Here is a 22220-nt window from a genome sequence, read left to right as displayed (position 1 = left end):
CGGGCACGTGCACCGCGTGCAGGTCGTTCGCCACCAGCGCGTCCAGCGCCTCCTGCGGGAACCGGCCCTCCTCGTCCACCGCCGCCGCGAACGGAACGATCTTCGCCTCCGCGAGCGCGCGCACCGACTCCCGGAGCATGTCGTGCTCCTCGGAGGGCCGATACAGGTCGAAGTCCTTGCCCATGATGTGGTCCCCTAGACGCTTGTGGCACTGAGTACCCTCAGCAAAACACACTCAGTGCCACGATGCCAGAGCGCCCCGACGCTGTTCTGCGTCGGGGCGCCAAAGGGACCGTCCGGTCGGTTCTGTCAACCGTGCGTGTCGGCGGAATCCCGCTCCCGGAGGAGCACCTGCTCCTCGTACTCGGCGGCCAGCTGCCCCACGCGGCCCTCGGTCAGATCGAGACTGGTCAGCAGGGCGGGCGTGCAGATGCTCGGCATGAAGTGCTGGAGGAGGACGGAGACCCGGTGTGCCAGGTCTTCGCGGTCGCAGAGGATCTGGGACATCGCCTGCACCCCGGAGAAGGCGCCGCAGAACAGCCTGGCCGTGTCCGCCGCGTCCACGTGCACGAGGAGCTCGCCCCGCGCGTGCGAGGCCGTCAGGATCGCCGAGACCTCGTCGATCCACGCCTGGAAGGCGCCGACCCGGTCGACCCCGGTGGCCCCGGTGTCAAGGGCCAGGCCCACGCTGGCGCGCACCAGGGCGTCGTGCTGCAGACGGTGGGTGAGCAGGAAGCACTGGTCCGCGAGCTCCTGGAGCTTGATCGTCCTCGGGGGCAGCGGCACGTCCAGCATCTGCGCATCGAGCACGCCGAGGGCCACTTCTTCCTTGGAGGCGAAGTGGAAGTACAGTGCTCCCTTGGTCACGCCGGCGCGCACCAGGATTTCCCCGATGGTCGTCCGCTCGTAACCGCGCTCCGCGAACACGGTCGCGGCCGCCTCCAGGATCGCCCGTCGGGTCTTGATTGCACGCGCTTGCTGCGCCAAGGCGCCTCCTGCCGTCTGTGCTCAACGTGTGACGTGAAGCATTGAAAAGAAAACCGGGCTGTACGTATTCTATCCAGGGCGGACATACCGCCCAGGGGCGCGGGGACGCAAGGGGCATCCATGGATCAGAACGGTCGCGGAGCAGCGGCGCGCGTCCCCGGGGAGTTCGTACACCGAGCCGACCCGGCGGACATCATCCCCACGGGCTGGACACAGCTGCGGGAAGACCGGTTCTCCGTTACGGCCCACTGGCCCGCCGCACATCCCTTCTTCTCTCCGGTGGCAGGGGACCGTCACGACCCCGTGCTGGTGGCCGAGACGATACGTCAGGCCACCATGCTCGTGGCTCACGCCGAGCTGGGGGTACCCGTGGAGGACCAGTTCGTCATGTGGGGCCTCCACTACACCGCCGATCCGGACGCGCTCGCCGTGGACGGCCTCTCCTCCGACATCGCCCTCGACGTCGTCTGCGTCGAGCTCGGCAACCGCGGCGGCAGGCTCGGGAACCTGCGCACCCACGTGGTCCTCACCCGCGACGGCCGGCGCCTCGCCACCGGCGGCGCCCTGGCCCGCGCCACCTCCGCCCAGGCCTACCGTCGGATCCGCGGCGAGCGGATGGCCGCGCTCGGCAGGCCCGTCCCGCTGATCCCGGGCGTGGACCCGCACCTCGTCGGCCGCGAGCACGCCAAGGACGTCGTCCTGGCGCCCGGCACCAGGCCCGGCCAGTGGCAGCTGCGGGTCAACACCGGGCACCCCACACTCTTCCGGCGCCCGAACGACCACATACCGGGGATGCTGCTCCTGGAGGCGGCCCGGCAGGCGGCGGCCGTGACCGTCGGCGCCGACGCGTACCTGCCCGCCGGCATGGAGGTCTCCTTCTCGCGGTACGCCGAACTCGACAGCCCCTGCTGGATCGAGGCCGAGACCGTGCCCGGCTCCGACCCCTCCGTGTCCACCGTCCGGATCGAGGGCAGGCAGGACGGCCGGTCCGTCTTCGTCGCCACCCTCGCCTCCCCGGCCGGGGCCCTGGCGGTGGCCGCCGGCGGCCTCGACGGCCGGCTGGCGTCCTGACGGGAGCGACGTGCCCCGCATCCTGATCACCGGGTCGACCGGATTCATCGGCGGCCGGGTGGCGGCGACGGCCGCGGCGCTGCCGGACGTCGGGCACCTCAGGCTGCTCGCCCGCCGCCCGCTTCCACCGGCTGCGCCGGCACCGGCGACCGGTGCGGCGCTCCGGCCGGCCGGCGGGTCCGCCGGACAGGAACGGAACCAGGACGGCCGACCGGATTTCGAGACCGTCGTCGGCGACCTCCGTGACCCCGCGTCACTCCATCGGGCCTGCGCGGGAGTCGACGTCCTGATCCACTGCGCCTCGGCGATCGGAGCGGACGAGGAGACGGCCCGCTCGGTCAACGACGAGGGCACCCGGGCTCTGGTCGACGCCGCCGTACGCGCCGGGGTGACCCGGATCGTCGCCCTGAGCACCGCCTCGGTCCACGGCCGCGGCCCCTTCCGGGCCGCCGCCCCCGGCACCCTCCCGCTCGCCCCCGGCTCGACGACGAGCCGCACCCGGGCGGCGGGCGAGCGGCACGTCCTGGCCGCGGGCGGAGCCGTCCTGCGACCGCACCTCGTCTACGGCGTGGGCGACCGGCAGCTGGTGCCCGGTCTGGTCCGGCTGCTCGCCGAGCTGCCCGGCCCCCTCGACGCGGGTGCCTCCCTGCACTCCGTGACTGGGGTCGACGGCCTGGCCCGCGCCCTGCTCGGCGCGGCGCTGTCGGAGCGGGCGCCGGCGGGCGCGTACTACGTCGCCCATCCCGAACCGGTGCCGGTGGCGGAACTGCTCGCGCCCTGCGAGGCCCTCCTCGCCGGCCGCGCGGGCCCGCCCCGGGGCCCCGCCGTGGGCATCGCCGAGGCCCGCGCGCTCCTTGCCGACGTGCCCTTCGCGCTGCACCACCTCGCCATGCTCGCCACCGACCACTGGTTCGACGACGACCGCCCCCGGCGGGAATGGGCCCACGATCCCGGGCCGAACTACACCACGGGGATCGCCGCCCCCATGAACTGGTACCGGGAGTTCCTGAGCGAGGCCTGACCGGCCCGGTCGGCAGCGGCCGCCCCGGGATTCGGCCGGCGGGGGCGGACGCCGGACCCGGCCGGCGGGGGTCGCCCCGTGTCCCGGTCGGCGAGGCCGGACCGGGACCCCGCCGACCGACAGGTAGTTGACGGAACGTCAGCCGACCGGGACCGCGGTGCCCGCCGGTTCCAGGTCCGCGAGCGCCGAGGGCCCCGCGAGCAGCGGCAGGAGGGTCTCCCAGAGGCCGGTGACCGTGCGCGGGGACAGCCATTCGTCGTTGTCGCGGCCGAGGGCCTCAAGGCCGACGGTGGCGGCCACGACGGTCCGGGCGAGGTCCAGCTGGCGGCCCGGACCGGAGGCGAGGAGTCCCTCGTCGGCGGCTTCCGAGATGCGCTGCTGCACGCAGCTCTGCCACTCCTGACGCAGATTCAACTCCGTGCGCCGGTCGTCGGCGCAGCTGAGCCGGAAGCCCGCGCGGACGACGACGTCACCGCGCAGCAGCCGGGCCAGCGCGTGCACGGTGTCGGCGAGGTTCTGCAGCGCGTTCGACGGCCGCCGGTAGGTGACCCGGGCCGCGCGGCGCAGTCGCGAGGCCGCCTCCGACTCGACGGCGGCCGCGACCGCCGCCTTGTTCTCGAAATGGAAATGAAGTGCCCCGGGGCTCACGCCCGCACCGGAGCTGATCACCGACAGCGTGGCCAAGTCGTAGCCCCGGCGGTCGAATTCGCCGGCCGCCGACTTGATCAGCGCGTCACGGGTCCGCGCGGCCCGCTCTTGTTTGGTCACCCATCGCTCCGTAGCACCCTGCGGCGCGGCCCGCGCCGCGTAGCGCCGATGCCGCTCGACAACTCATAACAGACTGCTTGGTATTGTAAGAGGCTTTCGCGTCCGCCACGGAACTTTCACGATCATGGGGTGGCGGTCGACGCCGCCGCACCCCTCCCCGTTCCGGTGCCGGGCGGACCCAGCGGGACCCGACCCGTGGCCCGCCCCTGCTCGTCGAGGAGCCAGCCCATGCGCTTGGGGGTGTGGAGCGCCACGGTCCGGTCCTGGACCACGAGACCGGGGAACCGCTCGGCGAGCAGCGCCTCGAACGGGTCCACGGCGCCGAGGCCGTGCAGCCAGACCAGGACGAGCAGGTTGTACGGACCGCTCACCGACACGCACATCCGCACCTGTTCAAGACGGGCCAGGGCGTTGCCCGTCCGCTCCAGCAGGGCGTGCGGCACCGACGTCCGGTAGATCACCATCGTGGAGAGCCCGGCCAGCGGGTGCGCCAGGTCGCAGCGCAGCGAGATGTCGCCGTCGCGGATCATCCGCTGGAGCCGGCGCCGGGCCGTGTGCTCGCTCATGCCCGTCCGCGCGCCGAGCTCCGCGTACCCCAGCCGCCCGTCGCCGCCGAGCGCGGTGAGGATCGCCTGGTCCTGCGGCGCGGGCCGCTCGTGGAGGTGCGTGCTGTACGTCCGGGGCCGGGCGCTGCGCGGCTCGCCGAGCCCGGCCCGCTCCACCGGGTTCATCGCCCGCATCCGCCAGTCGCGCCCCTCCCCGTACAGGGTGATGCCGACCCTCGTCCGCGTGGAGCGGACCCCGCGCAGACCGCCGATCGTCCCGTGCACCGCGCGCCCCAGGGACGGCAGGTCGGCGGCGGCGACGGAGAGGAAGAGGTCGAAGTCCCCGGCGGTCTCGTCGACGCTGAACACCCACGGCAGCGCCGTGACCTCGGCGCTCACCCGGTCGAAGGCGCGCGGCCGGCACCGCACCTCGACGTAGGCGACGGTGGCCGTCTTCGCCGCGTCGTACGCGGTGACCCAGGCGAGGCCCTCGGCGCGGAGCCGTTCGAACCGGCGGGCAGCCGTCGTCGCGCTCACGCCGAGCGCCTGCCCGATCCGGGTCCAGGGGGCCCGCGGGGCGGCCTGGAGCGCGTCGACCAGGGCGAGGTCCAGCTCGGAGAACCCCGTGGGGGACCCCTCGGTGAGGGAATCCTGCGCAGGACCGACGATCCCGATGGATTCCGGCGTTTCGAGGGGGATCTCGCTCATGGACCGGATCGTAGGGGCACTTCGGGCCGACGACCAGTTTCGGCCACCGGCAGAGGAGTACCGTGCCTGCTCCGACCCTTCCCGCACCCCCGGCGGCACCGCCCGCGCACCGCCGAGCCGTCCGGCTCACCGTCGTCCTGCTCTTCGCGGCCTGGCTGGTCGACTACGCCGACCGGCTCGTGATCAATCTGGTCCTGCCGTCCATCGGCGCCGAGTTCGACCTCGACCGCGCCTCGCAGGGCCTCGTCGTCTCCGCCTTCTTCCTCGCCTACGCGCTCTGCCAGATCCCCGGCGGCCTGCTCGCCGACCGGTTCGGCGGCCGACGGGTGACCCTCTGGGCGCTGCTCTCCTGGTCGGTCTTCACCGCGCTCACCGGCTTCGCCTGGTCCTTCGCGGTCCTGCTCGCCCTCCGCTTCGCCTTCGGCGTCGCCGAGGGCGTCTTCCCGCCCGCCTCCATGAAGGTCCTCGTCGAGCGCACCAGGCCCGAGGAGCGCATGAGCGCCAACGGCACGATCATGAGCTCCAACGCCCTCGCGGCCGTCGTCACCCCGCTGGCCGTCGCCCCGCTCGTCGCCGCCTTCGGCTGGCGCTCCGCCTTCTGGTCCACCGCCGCCCTCGGCATCCTCGCCCTGGTCGCCGTACGCCTCTGGCTCCCGGCGCCGCTGCAGCGGACGGAGGGCCCCGCCGCCGAGGCGGACGAGTCCGGGCTCCGCACCGGGGGAGCCGCCGAAGGCCCCGCTCCCCGGCCCGCCCTCCGTGCCGTCCTGCGCAAGGGCGTCCTGTGGCGCTTCGCGCTCATGATGTTCGGCTACAACACCATCGTCTGGGGCCTGAACACCTGGGTCCCGTCGTACCTCGCCGAGGAGCACGGGGTCTCCCTCGCGTCGGCGGGCGCCCTCCTCGCCGTGCCCGCCCTGGGCGCCGCCGTCGCCACCGTCCTCGGCGGCCGGCTCTCCGACCGGCTCGGCGGCCACCACCGCCGGATCATCGTGCCGGGCATGGGGGTCGCCGCCGTCGCCCTGCTCCTGATGGCGAACACGCCCTCGCTCGCCGGCTTCGTCGTGTTCGGCACCGTCGCCGTGTTCGCCGCCTCCCTCGCGTACATGCCGATCTTCGCCGTCCCCCTCGCCGGCCTCACCCCGGCGTACGTGGGCGTGGGCAGCGCCGTGATCATCCTCGGCGGGCAGGTAGCCGGCATGGTCGCCCCGCCCGTCATGGGCGCGCTCGCCGACGCCTTCTCCTTCCGGGTCGCCTTCGGCTTCCTCGTCCTCGGCGCGGCCGTCGCCGCCGTCATGGCCTGCCTGACCCCGCAGGACGCCGAGGCCTTCCGCGCCGCCGCCGACCGCACCCCCCGACACCCGAGCCCCGCAAAGGAATCCGCATGACCGCCGTGCCGCCCCTCGACGCCCTGCTCGCCGCGCCGCTGGCCTCGCCCCTCGCTCCTCTCCTCGCCGGTCTCGACGAGCGGATGCCCGGGCTCGTCGCGCTCTACGAGGACCTGCACGCCCACCCCGAACTGTCCTTCCAGGAGGTCCGTACGGCCGGGATCGTCGCCGCGCGGCTGCGCGAGCAGGGCTGGGAGGTCACCGAGGGCGTCGGGCGGACGGGCGTGGTCGGCGTCCTCGTCAACGGACCCGGGCCCGTCGTGCTGCTCCGCGCCGACATGGACGCCCTTCCCGTCAGGGAGGAGACCGGACTTCCCTATGCGTCCACCGCCACCGGCACAGACCCGGAAGGCAACGAGGTGCCCGTCATGCACGCCTGCGGGCACGACGTGCACGTCACCTGCCTGCTCGGCGCCACCGGCCAGCTCGCCGCCCACCGCGACACCTGGCACGGCACCGTCGTCGCCGTCTTCCAGCCGGCCGAGGAGGTCGGCGGCGCGCCCGCCATGATCGAGGACGGCTTCCTCGACCGCTTCCCGCGCGCCGAGGTCTGCCTCGGCCAGCACGTGGCCCCCGCCCCGGTCGGCTTCTTCGGCACCCGGCCCGGTCCGCTGATGGCCGCCTCCGACAGTCTCCGGGTGACCCTCTTCGGGCGCGGCGGGCACGGTTCGTCGCCGGAGACGGCCGTCGACCCGGTGGTGATGGCCGCCGCTGTCGTCATGCGGCTCCAGACCGTCGTGTCCCGGGAGATCGGCGCCTCGCAGACCGCGGTCGTCACCGTGGGCTCGCTGCACGCCGGGACGAAGGAGAACATCATCCCGGACACCGCCGAACTGCGGATCAACATCCGCTCGACGACCCCGACCGTACGGGACCGGATCCTGGCAGCCGTCGAGCGCATCGTGCGCGCCGAGGCCGCCGCGTCGGGCGCCCCCGAGGAGCCCGAGATCATCCCGTTCAACGCCTTCCCCGTCACGGTGAACGAGCCGGGGGCGACCGCCGTCGTGCACGCCTCCCTCGCCGAAGTCCTCGGCGGGGGAAGGGTCTTCACGCTCCCTCAGGTCATCACCGGCAGCGAGGACTTCGGCGTCTTCGGGACCGCGCTCGGCGTCCCCTCGGTCTTCTGGCACTTCGGCGGCGCCGATCCCGCCCTGTATGCGGACGTCGACCCCGACTCCCTCCTGGAGGACGGCCTCCCCGCCACCGTGCCGGCCAACCACTCGCCGCACTTCGCCCCGGTCCCCGGGCCGACGATCCCCCTCGGCGTCACCGCGCTGCTCGCGGCCGCCGCCCCCTGGCTGCGGAACGAGGCCCCCGGAGTCCGCTGACGCCCGGTGGATAAGGTGGGGCCACGATGACACGATTCCGCGAGAGTGTTCGGTCCCTGCTGCGGGAGCAGGTGCTCGACGGCGCCCACCGCCTCGTCGCCGCCGAGGGGTGGGGCGGCCTCCGCATGACCTCCATCGCGCGGGCCGCCGGCATCAGCCGCCAGACGCTCTACAACGAGTTCGGGTCCAAGGAGGCCATCGGCAAGGCCCTCGTCCAGCGCGAGCTGGAGGGCTTCCTGCTCGGCATCCAGCGCGAACTCGACGCCCACCGGGGCGACCTGGAGGCCGCCGCGGCCGCCGGTGTCGGCTACACGCTCCAGCAGGCCCTGGACAACCCTCTCGTCAAGGGCGTCCTGCTGGCGGCCCGGGGCGGCGAGGACGACCTCCTCGCCTACCTCACCACCCGCCCCGAACCGGTCTTCGGCACTGCCATGACCATGCTCGACGCCTACGCGGTCGAGGCGTGGCCCGACGTGGACGAGGAGTCGCGCGCTCTCGCCGTCGAGACCATCGTCCGCCTCACCGTCAGCCACATCGTCCAGCCGGTCGCGTCCCCGGACGAGTCCGCCCGCCGCATCGCCCGCGTCACGGCGCGGATCGCGTACCCGGGCGGCCGCGCCTGACGGGTCCGCCCGCCGCGCCGGACGACGGAAGCTCGGGCAGGACGAGCGCCCGGGCGAAGGGGACGCCGGTGCGCGCCGCGTACGTCATGCGCTCGCGGACCTCGCGCAGGGTCCTGGGCCGGTAGCCCGGGCCGCCGAAGCAGCAGTCCTTGGGGAACCGGACGCCGGCGTGGAGGAGTACCGACAGCGTGCGCCAGGCCTCCGTGTCCCGCCGCCGGGGCGCGGCGAACGCCGATCCGACGTGGACGAGGTCCTTGGCGCAGCGGGGGCAGACCCGCCGCCGGTCGGCGTCGGGAAGCTGCTTGTACGAGGCACGGCACGGCAGGCACACGTAAGACGTCTTCGGAGGGGGCACGGGGCCAGCGTAGGCATCGCCCGCGCGGGGCTTCCACGGGTTTACGGGGAGCGGGCTTCCACGGGTCTGCCGGGAGCGGGCTTCCGCGGGTTCACCGGTATCGGGATGCCGTGGAGCGGTCGGCGAGGCCCGGTGCCGGACACGGGGGATAGCCGGCACCAGGCCTCTGTTGAAGATTGTACGAGGTCGTGGGGGGCCGCTGTCCAGCGGGGCTCCCGGCCCGGATGGCGAAGGGCGGGCGCACGGGGTACATGTCCTCTGGGGGGGGGCATCGCCGGTGACGACAGGGAGGCCGCCGTGGAAGGCAGAAGCACAGGGTTCGTCCACTCCTTCAACCGCCTCGGCGGATACGGGTTCGTCGTCCCCGTGGGCTCCGAGGAGCAGGTCTACTTCAGCGCCGAGGACATCGAGGGCGGGGAGCGGAGCCTTTCGGAGGGGCAGCAGGTCACCTTCGTCCTGGTGCTCGGGGAGGGCCGCTTCGAGGCGAAGGAGCTGCGCGTCTGACGCCGCCGGGGCTGCCTACGATGGGCCCATGTCCGAACGAGTGGAACCCGCGGCCGCCTCCCACGCGCACGAGCGGACGCCGGGCCCGCGTGAACTCGCGGCCGCGGCGGGGGTCTTCGCGCTGCTCTCGGACCCGACCCGGCTCCACCTCGTGTGGCTGCTCACCCGCGGCGAGGCCGACGTGACCGCCCTGACGGAGGCCTGCGGCGCCGCCCGCCCCGCGGTGAGCCAGCACCTGGCCAAGCTGCGGCTCGGCGGGCTCGTCCAGTCCCGCAAGGACGGCCGCCGGGTCGTGTACGCGATGCCGGACGGGCACCTGAAGCGCCTGGTGGTCGAGGCGATCAGCCGGGCCGACCACGAGGTGAGCGGCGAGCCCTGGCACTCCTGAGCGCCCGACGCCCGGCCCGGCTTTTCATGTGAACGTGTGCGCACCTGCGCACGCGTCGGTTACCGTGGAGACGTCCGCAGTCCGCCGCGGCCCGACCGGGGGCGTCCATGCTGTCCGTGCTGCGCAACCGCACCTACCGGCGCCTGTTCGGCGCCCAGGTCGTCGCCCTGGCCGGCACCGGCCTGGCGACCGTGGCGCTGAGCCTCCTCGCCTACGACCTGGCGGGCGCCGACGCCGCCGCCGTGCTCGGCACCGCCCTCGCGATCAAGATGGCCGCGTACGTGGCGATCGCCCCGGTCGTCACCGCGCTCGCCGACCGCGTGCGCCCGCGCACCCTGCTCGTCTCGGCGGACCTGGCGCGGGCGGCCGTCGCCCTGTCCCTGCCGTTCGTCGACCGGGTGTGGCAGGTCTACGTCCTGATCCTGCTCCTCCAGGCCGCCTCCGCCGCCTTCACCCCGGCGTTCCAGGCGACGATCCCGCGCGTCCTGCCGGACGAGCGGGAGTACACGGAGGCCCTCTCGCTCTCCCGGCTCGCCTACGACCTGGAGAGCCTCGCGAGCCCCGTGCTCGCCGCGGCCCTGCTCACCGTCCTGCCGTACGCCTGGCTCTTCACCGGCACCGCCGCCGGATTCCTCGCCTCGGCACTCCTCGTCCGCTCGACCGCCCTGCCCGCCCCGCCCGCGCGAGCCGTCCCCGCTGAGGCCGGTGTCGATGCCGAAGCCGAAGCCGGTGGTCACGGTGGGCGGGGAGGTCGGGCCCGCCGCGTGTACGCCAAGGCGGCCTTCGGGACCCGGCTCCTGCTCGCCACCCCCCGGCTGCGGGCCCTCCTCGCCCTCGACCTGGCCGTCGCGGCGGCCGGGGCCGTGGTCCTCGTCGGCACCGTGCTGCTCGTACGGGACACCCTGGGGCGCGGCGCCGGGGACGTCCCGCTCGCCCTGGGCGCGTACGGGGCGGGGTCGATGGCGGTGGCCCTGCTGCTGCCGCGCGTCCTGGGGCGCACCGGCGACCGCGCGGTGATGGTGCGCGCCGCGTTCGTCCTGCCGGCGGCCCTCGGGCTGCTCGCCGCGGGGCTCGCCGTACCGCCGGGTGCGTGGTCGTGGCCCGCCCTGCTGGCGCTCTGGTCGGTGCTCGGCGCGGCGGGCTCGGCGGTGCTGACCCCCGGCGGCCGGGTGGTGCGCCGTTCGGCGGCGAGCGGCGACCTGCCCGCCGCGTTCGCGGCCCGCTTCTCCCTCTCGCATGCGTGCTGGCTCGTCACCTATCCGCTCGCGGGTGTGCTCGCGGTGCGGGCGGGCCCCGCCGTCGCGGCGGCCGTGCTCGGCGCGGTCGCCCTGCTCGGGGCCGTGGGTGCGGCGCGCCTGTGGCCCCGCACGGACCCGGCCGAGCTGCCGCACGCCCACCCGGAACTCCCCGCCGGTCACCCGCACCTGGCCGGGGCGGGCGGTGCGCACGCGCACGACTTCCGCATCGACGCGCTGCACCGGTACTGGCCGGAGGCGCCCGGACCGCACGGGTCCGGCCGGCCCGCCCCGGCGCGGACCGGCCGGGGCCGGTCCGGTCCGGGTCCCTCGGCGTCCGGTCAGCGCGGGAGGCGCATCTCCAGGCCGTCGAGGACGACGTCCAGGCCGTAGGAGAACTTCGCGTCCCGGATGGCGACCGGGTCGACGGTGGCGTGGACGGCGGCGTCGGCGTACGCCTCGGCGAGGTGGTCGTGGTCGGCCGCGGCCTGCTGGGCGGCGGGCATGAGGCGGGCGATGAACTCGGCCTCGGTGCCGCCGGAGCGGGCGACCGTGGTGAGCCAGGCGGCCTCGGTGGTGCTCATGCCGATGACGTACGACAGGAGGGTGTCGATCGCGCGGCTCGGTTCGGGGAACCCGATGGCCGCGAAGAGGGCGGCGAGCCGCTCGGAGTACGCCATGAGGTTGGGGCCCAGATAGGCGAGGCCGGCCTGGCCGAGGACGGACGAGAGCCACGGGTGGCGCAGGGCCGTCGCGCGGAACGAGGCGGCGGCCTCGGTGGCGGCCTCGCGCCAGGGGCCGCCGGGGGCCGGGACGGTGATCTCGGCCGCGACCTCGTCGACGGCGAGCTCCATGAGCTCGTCCTTGGTCGCGACGTGGCGGTAGAGCGAGGTCGCGCCGGCGTTCAGGCGGGCGCCCAGCTTGCGCATGCTGAGGGCCTCGATGCCGTCGGCGTCGAGCATGGCGATCGCCTCGCGGACGATCGCGGTCCGGCTGAGCGCCGGCTGGTCGGGGGTGGACTGCTCGCGGGCCCACACGGACGGTACGGGGTTCGCCTTGGCGGCCATGGTCCTCCTTCTACGGCTGCGACCTTCACTGCGTACGGCGTGCGCATCCAGCGTACAGGTCCCCGGGGTTGCGAACACTGTGCGCAGCTGCGTACAGTGTTCGCAACGAAGGAAGACGAACGAGAACCGAGGGGGAACTCCCGATGGAAACCCGCAACCCACGCCGCTGGTGGATCCTGGTCGTGCTCTGCCTCAGCACCCTGGTCCTGGTGGTCGACAGCATGGCGCTGACCGTCGCGGTCCCCTCCATGACCGAGGACATCGGGGCGAGCGCCCAGGACATCCAGTGGATCCTGGACTCCTACATCCTGGTCTTCGCGGGACTCCTGCTCACCTCGGGAAGCCTCGGCGACCGCTTCGGCCGACGGAAGATCATGATCATCGGCTTGCTGCTCTTCGGGGCCGCCTCCCTGGCCGCCACGGTCTGCACCAGCCCCGGTGAGGTCATCGCCGCCCGGATCACCATGGGTGTCGGCGGCGCGCTGATCATGCCCTCGACGCTCTCCATCCTCATCACCGTCTTCGACGAGGACGAGCGCCCCCGGGCCATGGCGGCCTGGGGCTCGGTCTCGATGCTCGGCCTCGTCGGCAGCCCCGTCCTCGGCGGCTTCCTGATCGACCACTTCTCCTGGCACTCGATCTTCTTCATCAACGTCCCGGTCGTCGTCCTCGCCGTCCTCGCCGCCCTGACCCTCATGCCCGAGTCCAAGGGCCCGTGGCAGAAGCCCGACCCGCTCGGCGCGGTCCTCTCCGCCGTCGGCATGACCGCCCTGATCTGGTGGATCATCGAGATCCCGCAGCACGGCGCCTTCGAGGGCCGCGGACTCGGCACCCTCGCGGTCGCCGTCGTCACCCTCGGCGGATTCGTGGTCTGGGAGAACACCACCCCCGAGCCGATGGTGCCGCTGGTCCTCTTCAAGCACCGCAACTTCAGCGGCGGTTCGCTCTCCCTGACCCTCGTGCAGATCGGCAACGGCGGCCTGCTCCTGGTCCTCACCCAGTACCTGCAGTTCGTCCTCGGCTACTCGCCGGTCAAGGCGGGCCTCGCCTTCGTCCCGCTCGCCGTGGCCGCCCTGATCGGCAACGGCGCCGGCGCCGGCCTCGCCGCGAAGACCGGCAACCGGATCCTGATCCTCGCCGGCATGCTCGTCATGGCCTCCTCCTTCGCGCTCCTCACCACCGTCGGCCCCGACTCCGGCTTCACCGTCCCGGCCGTCGCCCTCGGCCTGCTCGGCCTCGGCGCCGGCCTCGCGATGCCGGCCGCCGTCGGCGCGCTGATGAGCACGATCCCCGCGGAGAAGGCGGGCGTCGGCTCCGCCCTGAACGACACCATCCAGCAGGCCGGCACCGCCCTCGGCATCGCCATCCTCGGCTCGCTCCTCACGAGCACCTTCTCCCGTGAGATGCCGGCCGGCGCCCCCGACCGGGCGAAGCAGTCGATCGGCGGAGCCCTCGCCACCGCCCAGGGCGACACCCGCCTCGTCGAGGCCGCCCGCGAGGCCTTCACCTCCGCGATGTCCACCACCTTCACCATCAGCGCCGTCGGCGTCCTCGCCGCCGCCGTCCTGGCCGCCCTGGTCATGCGTGACACCAAGCCGGCCGAGACCGCCCCCTCCGCCGAGGAGCCGGCGGAGGAGAAGACGGAGGGGAAGGCGGCGGAGCGGACGGAGTCCCTCGCCTGACCGCCGCACCCCCTGCACGAAGGAGCCGGTGCCCCTCGGGGCACCGGCTCCTCCTCGTGCGCCACCGGGCCTTCGCCGGTGAGTCGCCGTCACCGCTCCCTCGTCGGCGGGCTTCCGTCAGCGCGCCGCCGTCGGCGCGGGTCCGGGAGACACGGCGACGGCGAGCGCCAGGCCGTGCGACAACTGCCGTCCGAGGTCGGCCTCCGGGTCGGCGCGGACGAGCCTCCGGACCGCCTGCATCGCCTCCCACGCGGAGATCTCGGCCAGCGTCCGCCCCCACGTCTCGCCCAACCGGTCCGAGAGGTAGGAGCAGAACCCGAGCTGAATCGTTCCTTCGCGCGCCCGCTCCTCCTGGTGCGCCTTGAGCGCCGCCGTCAGGAACGCCGTCGCCCTCCGTGGACCGAGCGCGCTCAGAATGATCCGGAGATACGGGTCCACCAGCGGGTGCGGACGATCGTGAGGGGCTGACATCGAACGGTCCCAGTAGTCGTTGGCCATGGGCTCACAGATATGCGACACCCTCCGACGCCGGAGCCTGCGACACGGCCCGCGACGAGTTCAACGCCCGATCGGACGTGTCACCCGGCCGCCCGCACGATCAGAGCGGCACGACCGTCGCCTCGGTCGCCTTCACGCTGGTCCAGACGGACACGCCGTCGGCCAGGCCCAGTTCGGCGGCGGCCTGCGGGGTGATCTCGGCGACGAGGTCGGGGACCCGGTCGGACGTGACGAGGACGCGCAGACGGCTGCCACTGGCGGTGATCTCGCGCACGGTGCCGGGCCAGACGTTACGGGGGCTGCCGGCGGGCCGCGTACGGTGCACGGCCACCGCCTCGGGCGGGATGACCGCGAGGGCCTCGGCGCCGGGCGGCAGGGGATCGGCGGCGACGAGCGCGCCGCCGCCCGCGAGGGCGAGGCCGTCGGCGGTCGTGGTGCCGGGCCAGGCGTTGCGGCCGAGCATCCGGGCGACCCAGGGGGAGCGGGGGTGCCGGGTGACCTCGGCGGGGGGCGCGTCCTGGACGGCACGCCCCTCGTCGAGGACGAGGACGCGGTCGGCGAGGGACACCGCCTCGACGGGGTCGTGCGTGACGATGAGGCACACGCCGCCGAACCCGGCGAGATGCGTCCGCAGGGTGTGCCGGACATGGGCGCGGGTCGTCTGGTCGAGCGCGGCGAGCGGCTCGTCGAGGACCAGGAGCCGGGGCCGGGCGGCCAGCGCCCGGGCGAGCGCGACCCGCTGGGCCTGCCCGCCGGAGAGCTGCGCGGGGCGCCGGTGCGCGAGGTGGCCGACGCCCAGCCGGTCGAGCCAGGCCCGGGCCTCGCGACGGGCCTCGGCACGCGGGACGCCCTGCGCCCGCAGGCCGTACGCCGTGTTGGCGAGGGCCGTCAGATGGGGGAAGAGCGCCCCGTCCTGCGGGACCCAGGCGACCCGCCGCCGGTGCGGCGGCAGCCCGGTGACGTCGGTCTCGCCGAGCCGCAGGGCGGCATGGGCCCGGGGCGTCAGCCCGAGCAGCGCCCGCAGCAGCGTGGTCTTGCCCGCGCCGTTCGGCCCCACCACGGCGATGGTGGTGCCCGCGTCCGCGTCGAGGACGAGCCGGGTGAAGCCGGTGACCTCGGCGTGCAAGGGCCACCGCCGCGTGCCGGACTCCGGGGCGATGTGCGACGACGGTACGGGCTTCGTGTCGCCCTCCGACTCCCGGGACTCTGTGGCGCCCTGTGCCGGCAGGGGCTCCGGCGACGGCGGCAGTGACGGCGACGGCGACGCGTCCTCCGGGCCCGTAGGCGGGGTCGGGCGGGGGCGGCGCTCCTGGGGGGTGCCGGTCCAGCGGCCGCGCAGGGCGATCAGGACGGCCATGGCGATGGCGAGCAGCAGGAGGGAGACGGAGGTGGCCGCTTCCGGTTCGTCCTGGAGGAGCAGGTAGACCTGGAGGGGCAGGGTCTGGGTGGTGCCGGGCAGGTTGCCGGCGAAGGTGATGGTGGCGCCGAACTCGCCGAGCGCGCGCGCCCAGGTGAGGGCCGCGCCCGCGATCAGGCCGGGCGCCACCATGGGGAGCGTGACGGTGAGGAAGACCCGTACCGGGGAGGCTCCGAGGGAGGCCGCCGTCTCCTCGTACCGGGGACGCAGCCCGCCGAGCGCGCCTTCGAGGCTGATGACGAGGAACGGCATCGCGACGAAGGTCGCGGCGAGCACGGCGCCCGAGGTGTGGAAGGGCAGGGTGATGCCGAAGGCGGACTCCAGCCACGGCCCGAGCAGGCCGCGCCGGCCGAACGCGAGCAGCAGCGCGACACCGCCGACCGTGGGCGGCAGCACCATGGGCAGCAGCACGAGGGAGCGGACGACCGCCTTGCCCGGGAACGGCACCCGCGCCAGCAGCCAGGCCAGCGGGACCCCGAGGAAGAGGGACAGCCCCAGGGCCCAGCACGACACGAGCAGGGAGAGCTTGAGGGCCTGGACGGTCCCCGGGGAGCCGAGGTGGCCGGCGAGCTCGCCCCACTCGGTCCGTACGAGGACGCCGATCAGCGGGAGGGCCAGGAACGCCACGGCCAGGAGCGCCGGCACGGCCAGCATGACGGGAACGCGGGCTCCGGGCGTGCGTACGCCTGCTCGTTTCATCGAGGTTCCTGGAGGGGCGAGTGGTGCGAGGGGCTGCCCGTCCCCCGTGACGGGCAGCCTCTCACGAACAGGGGGCGGGGCTACGGCTTCTGGAAGCCGGCGTCCTGGAGGATCTTCTGGCCTTCGGGGGAGGAGAGCCAGGTGACGAACGCGGTGGCGGCCCGGGCGTTCTCGGAGTCCTTGAGGGTGGTGGCGGGGTACTGGGCGATGGCGTTGTGGTCGTCGGGGATCTCGACGGCGTCGACCTTGTCCTTCGCGCTTTCGGCGTCGGTCTTGTAGACCAGGCCGGCGTCGGCTTCGCCCATTTCGACCTTGCTGAGCACGGCGCGGACGTTGGGTTCCTGGGAGACCGGCTTCACGGTGATCTTCTGGGCGTCGAGGATCTTCTTGCCGTACTTGCCGGCGGGTACCTCGGGTGCGGCCAGGACGACCTTCAGTTCGGTGGAGGCGAGGTCCTTGAGGTCGTCGATCTTGAAGGGGTTGCCTTCGCCGGTGGCGATGACGAGCCGGTTCTTGGCGATGATCGTGGGGGTGTCGGTGTCGGCCTCGACCTTGTCCATGCTCTGGGTGTCGGCGGTGACCAGGACGTCGGCGGGGGAGCCCTGGGAGACCTGGGCGACGAGTTCCTGGGAGCCGGCGAAGGAGAAGGTGATCTTCGTGCCGGGGTGGGACTTCTCGTACGCGGCGCCGGCCGTCTTGAACACGTCGGTGAGGGACGCGGCGGCGAGGACCGTCAGGTTCGTCTGGGGCGTGGTGCCCGCCGCGCCGCCGGTGTCCTTCGCGGTGTCGTCGTTGCCGCCGCAGGCCGCGAGCGGGACGAGGAGGGCGGCGGCGAGGACGGCGGCGGCCGTGCGGCGTCCGGTGGGCGTGAGGGTGGGGGACATGAGGGCCTGAACTCCTTGGGCGAAAGGGGAGCGCGGTGAGGGGCGGCGCCCGCACGGCGACGGTTCCCTGATCCGCGGGAGAGGTCAGGTGCGGTCGATGTGCACGCTGGTCGACTTCACACGGGCGGTGGCCTGCATGCCGACTTCGAGCCCCAGCTCCTCCACTGCCTCCCGGGTCAGGAGCGAGACGAGACGGTGCGGCCCGGCCTGGATCTCGACCTGGGCCGCGACGTCGCCGAGCTTGATCGCGGTGACGATGCCGGGGAACGCGTTGCGCGCCGAGGTGTAGGACTCCGCTTCCTCGCCGGTGCCGCCCTGGGCGATCTCCACGGAGAACGCGGCCAGCGCCTTGCCGTCGATGAGGCGGCGCCCGCCCTCGTCGCGGTGCGTGGCGACCCGGCCCGCGTCCGCCCACCGCCGCGCGGTGTCGGGGCTGACGCCCAGGAGGCGGGCGGCCTGGCCGATCGTGTAGGACTGCATGTGCGACACCGTAGGTCGGTCAAGCTCCCATCTGCAACAAGTTCGTGGGACCGTCCATCGCGGATGCGGGCCCCCTTGGAGGAAGGGACGAGGGTGCGGCGGGCGGCGCCGCCGGCCTCGGCGGTGCCCGTCGTCCGCGGCCGTGCTCCGCCGTCAGTACACGTCGCGGACGTAGCGCCGGTCGGCGGCCATCTGCTTGACGTACGCCGCCGCGTCCTCCGGGCCCATCCCGCCGTGCCGTGCGACGACGTCGCGGAGGGTCTGGTCGACGTCCTTGGCCATGCGGGTGGCGTCGCCGCAGACGTAGAAGTGGGCGCCGTCCCGCAGCCAGGACCAGAGCACGGCGCCGTGCTCGCGCATGCGGTCCTGGACGTAGACCTTCGTGCGCTGGTCGCGGGAGAAGGCGACGTCGAGCCGGTCGAGGTGGCCCGCCGCGAGGTGGTCCTGGAGCTCCTGCCGGTAGTAGAAGTCGGTGGCCTCGCGCTGTTCGCCGAAGAACAGCCAGTTCGGTCCCGTGTGGCCGCGCGCCCTGCGCTCTTCGAGGAAGCCGACGAACGGTGCCACGCCCGTGCCGGGCCCGACCATGATCATGGGCGTCGCCGGGTCGACCGGAGGGCGGAACGCGGGGGAGCGCTGCACGAAGACCTGGACGGGGCCGTCGTCGGCGCCGTCGGCGAGATAGGTGGAGCAGACGCCCCCGCGGTCCCGCCCGCGGTCGTTGGCGTACCGGACGACGGAGACGGTGAGGCTGACCTCGCCGGGGTGGGCGAGCGGACTGGAGGAGATCGAGTACAGCCGCGGCTGGAGGCGCTTGAGCACCGCCGTCCAGTCCGCGGCGGACGCCCGTACGGGGAAGGCGCCGATCAGGTCCGCGGCCTGGAGGCCCCAACTCCACTTGGCGAGCTCGTCCTTGTTGCCGGGGCGCAGCAACCGCTTGAGCTCGTGGCTGCCGGTGCGGGCGGCGACGAACCTGAGGAGGTCCGGTGTGATGCGGCTGATGTCCAGCCGGGTGCGCAGGGCCTCGGCCAGCGGGACGGGTCCGGCGTCCCCGACGCCGACCGGCTCGTCCGGGTCGAGGCCGGTGAGCGCCAGCCACTCGGTGACGAGCCCGGCACCGTTCACCGGCCACACGCCGAGCGCGTCGCCCGCCTCGTACGCGAGCTCGCCGCCGCGCGTGTCGAACGCGAAACGGCGCACCTCCTTCTCCGAACCCGGCAGGCTCAGCAGCCGGTTCCCGACCAGCAGCGTCGAGAACGGCGAGGACTTGGAGTACGCGCCCCGGCCTTCGGCGGCGGGGGTCGCGGCCCCCGGGGGTACGGGGCGGAGGGCCGCCGCACCGGACACCGGGTCGGTGGGAGCCGGCGCCGGAGGAGTCGGGACGGTAGGGGTCGGCACAGGAGGGGCCGCGGCGGTCGGGGGCGGCGAGGCGGGGTTCAGGGAGGCCAGTACCCCGGTCAGCCACGCGCCGGCGCTCTCCTCGTGGTCGGGCTCGCAGTCGGTGCGCGGGTGCAGCCGGGTCGCGCCGAGTTCGGCGAGCCGCTCGTCCACGCGGCGGCCGTGGCCGCAGAAGTCGTCGTAGCTGGAGTCGCCGAAGGCCAGCACCGAGTAGCGGACCCCCGTCAGCGGTGGTGCGTCCGGGGAGCTGAGGGCCTGCCAGAAGTCGGCGCCGTTGTCGGGGGCGTCGCCGTCGCCGAACGTGCTCGTGACCACCAACAGGTCGGTATCCGGACCGAGTTGCTCCAGGTCGACGTCCGCCATGGCGAGCACCTCCGGCACCCGCCCCGCCCCTGACAGGGAGCCGGCGACGACGGCGGCGAAGTCCTCGGCGTTCCCGGTCTGCGACGCCCAGAGGATCAGCAGGCGGCGCGCGGGTACGGCGGCCTCGCCGGCCGGCGCCGCCGCGGGTGTCCACGACGCCGGGGCGGTGGTGCGGGAGAACAATCCGGCGAGGAGCCCGTCGACCCACAGGGCGCGGGCCGGATCGAGGGGCGCGCCGGACGGCAGCACCGGTACGGGGACCGGGACTTGGCCCTCGGGAGGTGCGGCGGCCCCGGTGGAAGCGCCGGGCGGAGCGCCAGGGCCGGTCGGGCCGGTCAGACCGGACAGGCCCGACACGTACCCCGCCAGGTAGTGGCGCTCGGACTCGGTGAACGAGGGAGGTGCGGCGAGGTCCGCGACGCCGAGCAGCGTGGCGAGCAAGGCTCCGGTCCCAGCTCCGGCTCCAGCTCCGGCCCCGGCGGGCGACGCGGCGGAGACGGGGGGAGCGGTGGCGGCCGGTTCGTCGTCCCGGTGTGCCCGGGGCACGGGAGCGACCGTCCGGCTGAGGGCGACCGCGCACGCCTTGAGCTCCGGCTGGAAGGAGACCGGGTCGACGGCGTCGTGGGTGACGGCGTTGATGCTGAGGTACTCGCCGAAGAGGTCGTTCCAGTGGAACGGGGCGAAGCAGTTGCCCGGCCGCACCCGGTCGGTCACCACGACGGGGAGCACGGCCCGGCCGCGGCGCGAGGATATCTCCAGGTGGTCCCCGCCGGCGACGCCGAGGGCCGCCGCGTCCTCGGGGTGCACCTCGACGAAGGGGCCCGGGTCGAGCTTCGCGAGCTTGGCCACCTTGCCGGTCTTCGTCAGGGTGTGCCACTGGTGCTGGAGCCGGCCGGTGTTGAGGACGAACGGGTAGTCGTCGTCGGGCAGTTCGGCCGCCGGGAGGTGCGGCCGGGCGAAGAACCGGGCCCGTCCGCTCTCCGTCGGGAAGGCCAGCCGGGGGCGGCTGCCGTCCTCGCGCTCCAGGAGCGTCTGGCTGACGCCGTCGTTCACGTAGCGGACCGGGTTGCGGTCGGGGCCGTCGGCGGTGGCGGCCGGCCACTGCACGGGGGTGGCGCGCAGCCGCTCGTACGTCACGCCGCGCAGGTCCCAGCCGGTCTGCGGGTTCCACGCCCGCTTGAGCTCCTCGAAGACCTCCTCCGAGCCGGCGTACGTGAACGCGTCGGCGAAGCCCATCTCGCAGGCGACCCGGGCGATGAGCTGCCAGTCGGGCAGGGCCTGGCCGGGCGGGTCGACGACGCCCCGGACGAGGGTGAGGTTCCGCTCGGAGTTCACCATGACGCCGTCGGACTCGGCCCACAGCGTGGCCGGCAGCACCACGTCCGCGTAGGCGTTGGTCTCGGTCTCCGCGAACACGTCCTGGGTGACGACGAGTTCGGCGGCCTCCAGGGCCGCGATCACGGTCCTGCGGTTCGCGACCGAGGCCACCGGGTTGGTGCAGATGATCCAGCACGCCTTGATCTCGCCGGCCGCCATCCGCTCGAACATGTCCACCGTGCCGGTGCCGGTGTCCTTACGGACCGAGCCCTCGGGGACGTTCCACAGTTCCTCGACGAAGGCGCGGTCGGCGTCGACGAGGACCGACCGCTGCCCGGGCAGCCCCGGCCCCATGTATCCCATCTCGCGCCCGCCCATGGCGTTGGGCTGGCCGGTCAGCGAGAAGGGGCCGGACCCGGGCCGGCAGAGGGCGCCGGTGGCGAGGTGCAGGTTGACCAGGGCGTTGGTGTTCCAGGTGCCGTGGGTGGACTGGTTGAGCCCCATCGTCCAGCAGCTCATCCACTCGCCGGCCTCGCCGATCCACCGGGCCGCCTGCCGGATGTCGGCCTCGGCGAGCCCGGTGACCTCGGCGACCCGGGCGGGCGGGTAGTCGGCGAGGAAGTCGGGCATCCCCTCCCAGCCCTCGGTGAACTCGGCGATGAACTCCTCGTCGGTGCGGCCGTCGGCGACCAGCAGGTGCAGCAGCCCGTTGAGCAGCGCCAGATCGGTGCCGGGCCGTATCTGCAGGAAGAGGTCCGCCTTGTCGGCCGTGGCGGTGCGGCGCGGGTCGACGACTATCAGTCTGGCCCCGGCCTTGACCCGCTCCATCATGCGCAGGAACAGGATCGGGTGGCAGTCCGCCATGTTCGACCCGATCACGAGGAAGGCGTCGGCCCGGTCGAAGTCCTGGTACGAGCCGGGCGGGCCGTCCGCGCCGAGCGAGAGCTTGTACCCGGAGCCCGCGGAGGCCATGCACAGCCGCGAGTTCGACTCGATGTGGCGGGTCCGTACGAAGCCCTTGGCCAGCTTGTTCGCCAGGTACTGGGCCTCCAGCGACATCTGCCCGGAGACGTAGAAGGACAGTGCGTCGGGACCGTGCTCGTCCAGGAGCGCGCGCAGCCGGCCCGCCACCGCCGTGACGGCCGCGTCGACGTCCGTCTCGGCGGATTCGCCGCCGCGCTCGGCCCGCACCAGCGCGGTCCGGGCGCGGCCGGGTGCCGCCATCATGTCCGCGCTGGTCGAGCCCTTCGTGCACAGCCGTCCGGAGTTCGACGGATGCGCCTTGTCACCCGTGGCGCGCACCGCGCGGCGCAGGCCCGTCGCCGGGTCGCGCGCGACGTCGAGGACGATCCCGCAGCCGACTCCGCAGTACGAGCAGACCGTCCGGACAGCCTTGGTCCGCGGGTCCGACGACACAGCCTCGGTCCGCGAGTCCGACGACGCCACCGGGACTCCTCCCCCTCAGGAACACTCCGCCCGTCCCGACCTGCGCCGGTACGC

The 22220-nt window shown here is 73.9% G+C and carries 20 protein-coding genes; 9 read left to right on the top strand and 11 right to left on the bottom strand.

Going from position 1 to position 22220, the window contains the following annotated elements; genetic code table 11:
• Both ACIQFX_RS26755 and ACIQFX_RS26750 read right to left on the bottom strand, forming a co-directional pair.
• Window positions 1-184, bottom strand: a 184-nt coding sequence (locus ACIQFX_RS26755; protein WP_361397457.1) for an acyl-CoA dehydrogenase family protein, incomplete at its 3' end; no start/stop codon positions are given.
• Window positions 185-309: 125 nt separating this feature from the next.
• Window positions 310-987: a ScbR family autoregulator-binding transcription factor gene (locus ACIQFX_RS26750; RefSeq protein ID WP_402468191.1), complete on the bottom strand. Its 678-nt coding sequence runs from the start codon at window positions 985-987 to the stop codon at window positions 310-312.
• 120 nt (window positions 988-1107) lie between these two features.
• Between ACIQFX_RS26750 and ACIQFX_RS26745 the strand changes: the two genes are divergently transcribed.
• Window positions 1108-2058: a ScbA/BarX family gamma-butyrolactone biosynthesis protein gene (locus ACIQFX_RS26745; RefSeq protein WP_402468187.1), complete on the top strand. Its 951-nt coding sequence runs from the start codon at window positions 1108-1110 to the stop codon at window positions 2056-2058.
• Between the two features lie 10 nt (window positions 2059-2068).
• On the top strand, window positions 2069-3079 hold the full coding sequence (locus ACIQFX_RS26740; RefSeq protein ID WP_402468184.1) for an NAD-dependent epimerase/dehydratase family protein: 1011 nt from the start codon (window positions 2069-2071) through the stop codon (window positions 3077-3079).
• Window positions 3080-3217: 138 nt separating this feature from the next.
• Here ACIQFX_RS26740 and ACIQFX_RS26735 read toward each other — a convergent pair whose 3' ends face one another.
• Complete coding sequence (locus ACIQFX_RS26735) at window positions 3218-3847, bottom strand: ScbR family autoregulator-binding transcription factor (protein ID WP_402468181.1); 630 nt, start codon at window positions 3845-3847, stop codon at window positions 3218-3220.
• Window positions 3848-3969: 122 nt separating this feature from the next.
• Window positions 3970-5100: an Lrp/AsnC family transcriptional regulator gene (locus tag ACIQFX_RS26730; protein ID WP_402468178.1), complete on the bottom strand. Its 1131-nt coding sequence runs from the start codon at window positions 5098-5100 to the stop codon at window positions 3970-3972.
• 62 nt (window positions 5101-5162) lie between these two features.
• Between ACIQFX_RS26730 and ACIQFX_RS26725 the strand changes: the two genes are divergently transcribed.
• From ACIQFX_RS26725 to ACIQFX_RS26715, 3 genes are read left to right on the top strand one after another with little or no spacing between them, the layout of a single operon-like run.
• On the top strand, window positions 5163-6485 hold the full coding sequence (locus tag ACIQFX_RS26725) for an MFS transporter (RefSeq protein ID WP_402468176.1): 1323 nt from the start codon (window positions 5163-5165) through the stop codon (window positions 6483-6485).
• Window positions 6482-7813, top strand: coding sequence for an amidohydrolase (locus ACIQFX_RS26720; RefSeq protein ID WP_402468173.1), 1332 nt, complete (start codon window positions 6482-6484; stop codon window positions 7811-7813). Before ACIQFX_RS26725 ends, ACIQFX_RS26720 begins: the two co-directional genes overlap by 4 nt.
• Before the next feature lie 26 nt (window positions 7814-7839).
• Entirely contained in the window at window positions 7840-8436 is a 597-nt protein-coding gene (locus ACIQFX_RS26715) for a TetR family transcriptional regulator (RefSeq protein WP_402468171.1), read from the top strand.
• Here the strand turns inward: ACIQFX_RS26715 and ACIQFX_RS26710 are convergent.
• Window positions 8399-8791 (bottom strand): deoxyxylulose-5-phosphate synthase, encoded by a 393-nt coding sequence (locus tag ACIQFX_RS26710; protein WP_402468168.1) that lies wholly within the window; start codon window positions 8789-8791, stop codon window positions 8399-8401. The genes ACIQFX_RS26715 and ACIQFX_RS26710 overlap by 38 nt on opposite strands.
• Before the next feature lie 297 nt (window positions 8792-9088).
• Between ACIQFX_RS26710 and ACIQFX_RS26705 the strand changes: the two genes are divergently transcribed.
• The 3 genes from ACIQFX_RS26705 (at window position 9089) to ACIQFX_RS26695 (ending at window position 11311) form a co-directional block, all read left to right on the top strand.
• On the top strand, window positions 9089-9295 hold the full coding sequence (locus ACIQFX_RS26705; RefSeq protein WP_402468166.1) for a cold-shock protein: 207 nt from the start codon (window positions 9089-9091) through the stop codon (window positions 9293-9295).
• A 28-nt stretch (window positions 9296-9323) separates the two neighbouring features.
• Entirely contained in the window at window positions 9324-9683 is a 360-nt protein-coding gene (locus tag ACIQFX_RS26700) for an ArsR/SmtB family transcription factor (protein WP_376490238.1), read from the top strand.
• Window positions 9684-9790: 107 nt separating this feature from the next.
• Window positions 9791-11311 carry an MFS transporter gene (locus tag ACIQFX_RS26695; RefSeq protein ID WP_402468163.1) on the top strand — a complete coding sequence of 507 codons (1521 nt, stop codon included), beginning with the start codon at window positions 9791-9793 and terminating at the stop codon, window positions 11309-11311.
• Here ACIQFX_RS26695 and ACIQFX_RS26690 read toward each other — a convergent pair.
• On the bottom strand, window positions 11260-11985 hold the full coding sequence (locus ACIQFX_RS26690; RefSeq protein ID WP_402468160.1) for a TetR/AcrR family transcriptional regulator C-terminal domain-containing protein: 726 nt from the start codon (window positions 11983-11985) through the stop codon (window positions 11260-11262). The genes ACIQFX_RS26695 and ACIQFX_RS26690 overlap by 52 nt on opposite strands.
• A gap of 143 nt (window positions 11986-12128) precedes the next feature.
• Here ACIQFX_RS26690 and ACIQFX_RS26685 point away from each other — a divergent pair, with 143 nt between their 5' ends.
• Window positions 12129-13667, top strand: a complete 1539-nt coding sequence (locus tag ACIQFX_RS26685; protein ID WP_402468158.1) for an MFS transporter — start codon at window positions 12129-12131, stop codon at window positions 13665-13667.
• Window positions 13668-13784: 117 nt separating this feature from the next.
• Here the strand turns inward: ACIQFX_RS26685 and ACIQFX_RS26680 are convergent, their stop codons facing one another.
• The 5 genes from ACIQFX_RS26680 to ACIQFX_RS26660 all read right to left on the bottom strand — a co-directional run bounded on the left by ACIQFX_RS26680 (window position 13785) and on the right by ACIQFX_RS26660 (window position 22166).
• Entirely contained in the window at window positions 13785-14138 is a 354-nt protein-coding gene (locus ACIQFX_RS26680; protein ID WP_402468157.1) for a hypothetical protein, read from the bottom strand.
• Between the two features lie 127 nt (window positions 14139-14265).
• Window positions 14266-16281, bottom strand: coding sequence for an ABC transporter permease (locus tag ACIQFX_RS26675; RefSeq protein WP_402468153.1), 2016 nt, complete (start codon window positions 16279-16281; stop codon window positions 14266-14268).
• Between the two features lie 80 nt (window positions 16282-16361).
• Window positions 16362-17165 (bottom strand): molybdate ABC transporter substrate-binding protein, encoded by an 804-nt coding sequence (modA, locus tag ACIQFX_RS26670; RefSeq protein ID WP_402468150.1) that lies wholly within the window; start codon window positions 17163-17165, stop codon window positions 16362-16364.
• Window positions 17166-17249: 84 nt separating this feature from the next.
• Window positions 17250-17645 (bottom strand): molybdopterin-binding protein, encoded by a 396-nt coding sequence (locus tag ACIQFX_RS26665; protein ID WP_402468147.1) that lies wholly within the window; start codon window positions 17643-17645, stop codon window positions 17250-17252.
• A 153-nt stretch (window positions 17646-17798) separates the two neighbouring features.
• On the bottom strand, window positions 17799-22166 hold the full coding sequence (locus ACIQFX_RS26660; protein ID WP_402468144.1) for a molybdopterin-dependent oxidoreductase: 4368 nt from the start codon (window positions 22164-22166) through the stop codon (window positions 17799-17801).
• Window positions 22167-22220 lie beyond the last annotated feature (54 nt).

Origin of the sequence: Streptomyces sp. NPDC093089 (genome assembly GCF_044754405.1) — a bacterium.
Taxonomy (GTDB): Bacteria; Actinomycetota; Actinomycetes; order Streptomycetales; family Streptomycetaceae; genus Streptomyces.
The sequence above is the reverse complement of the archived record's forward strand: the minus strand, read 5'-3'. Positions and strand labels throughout refer to the sequence as shown.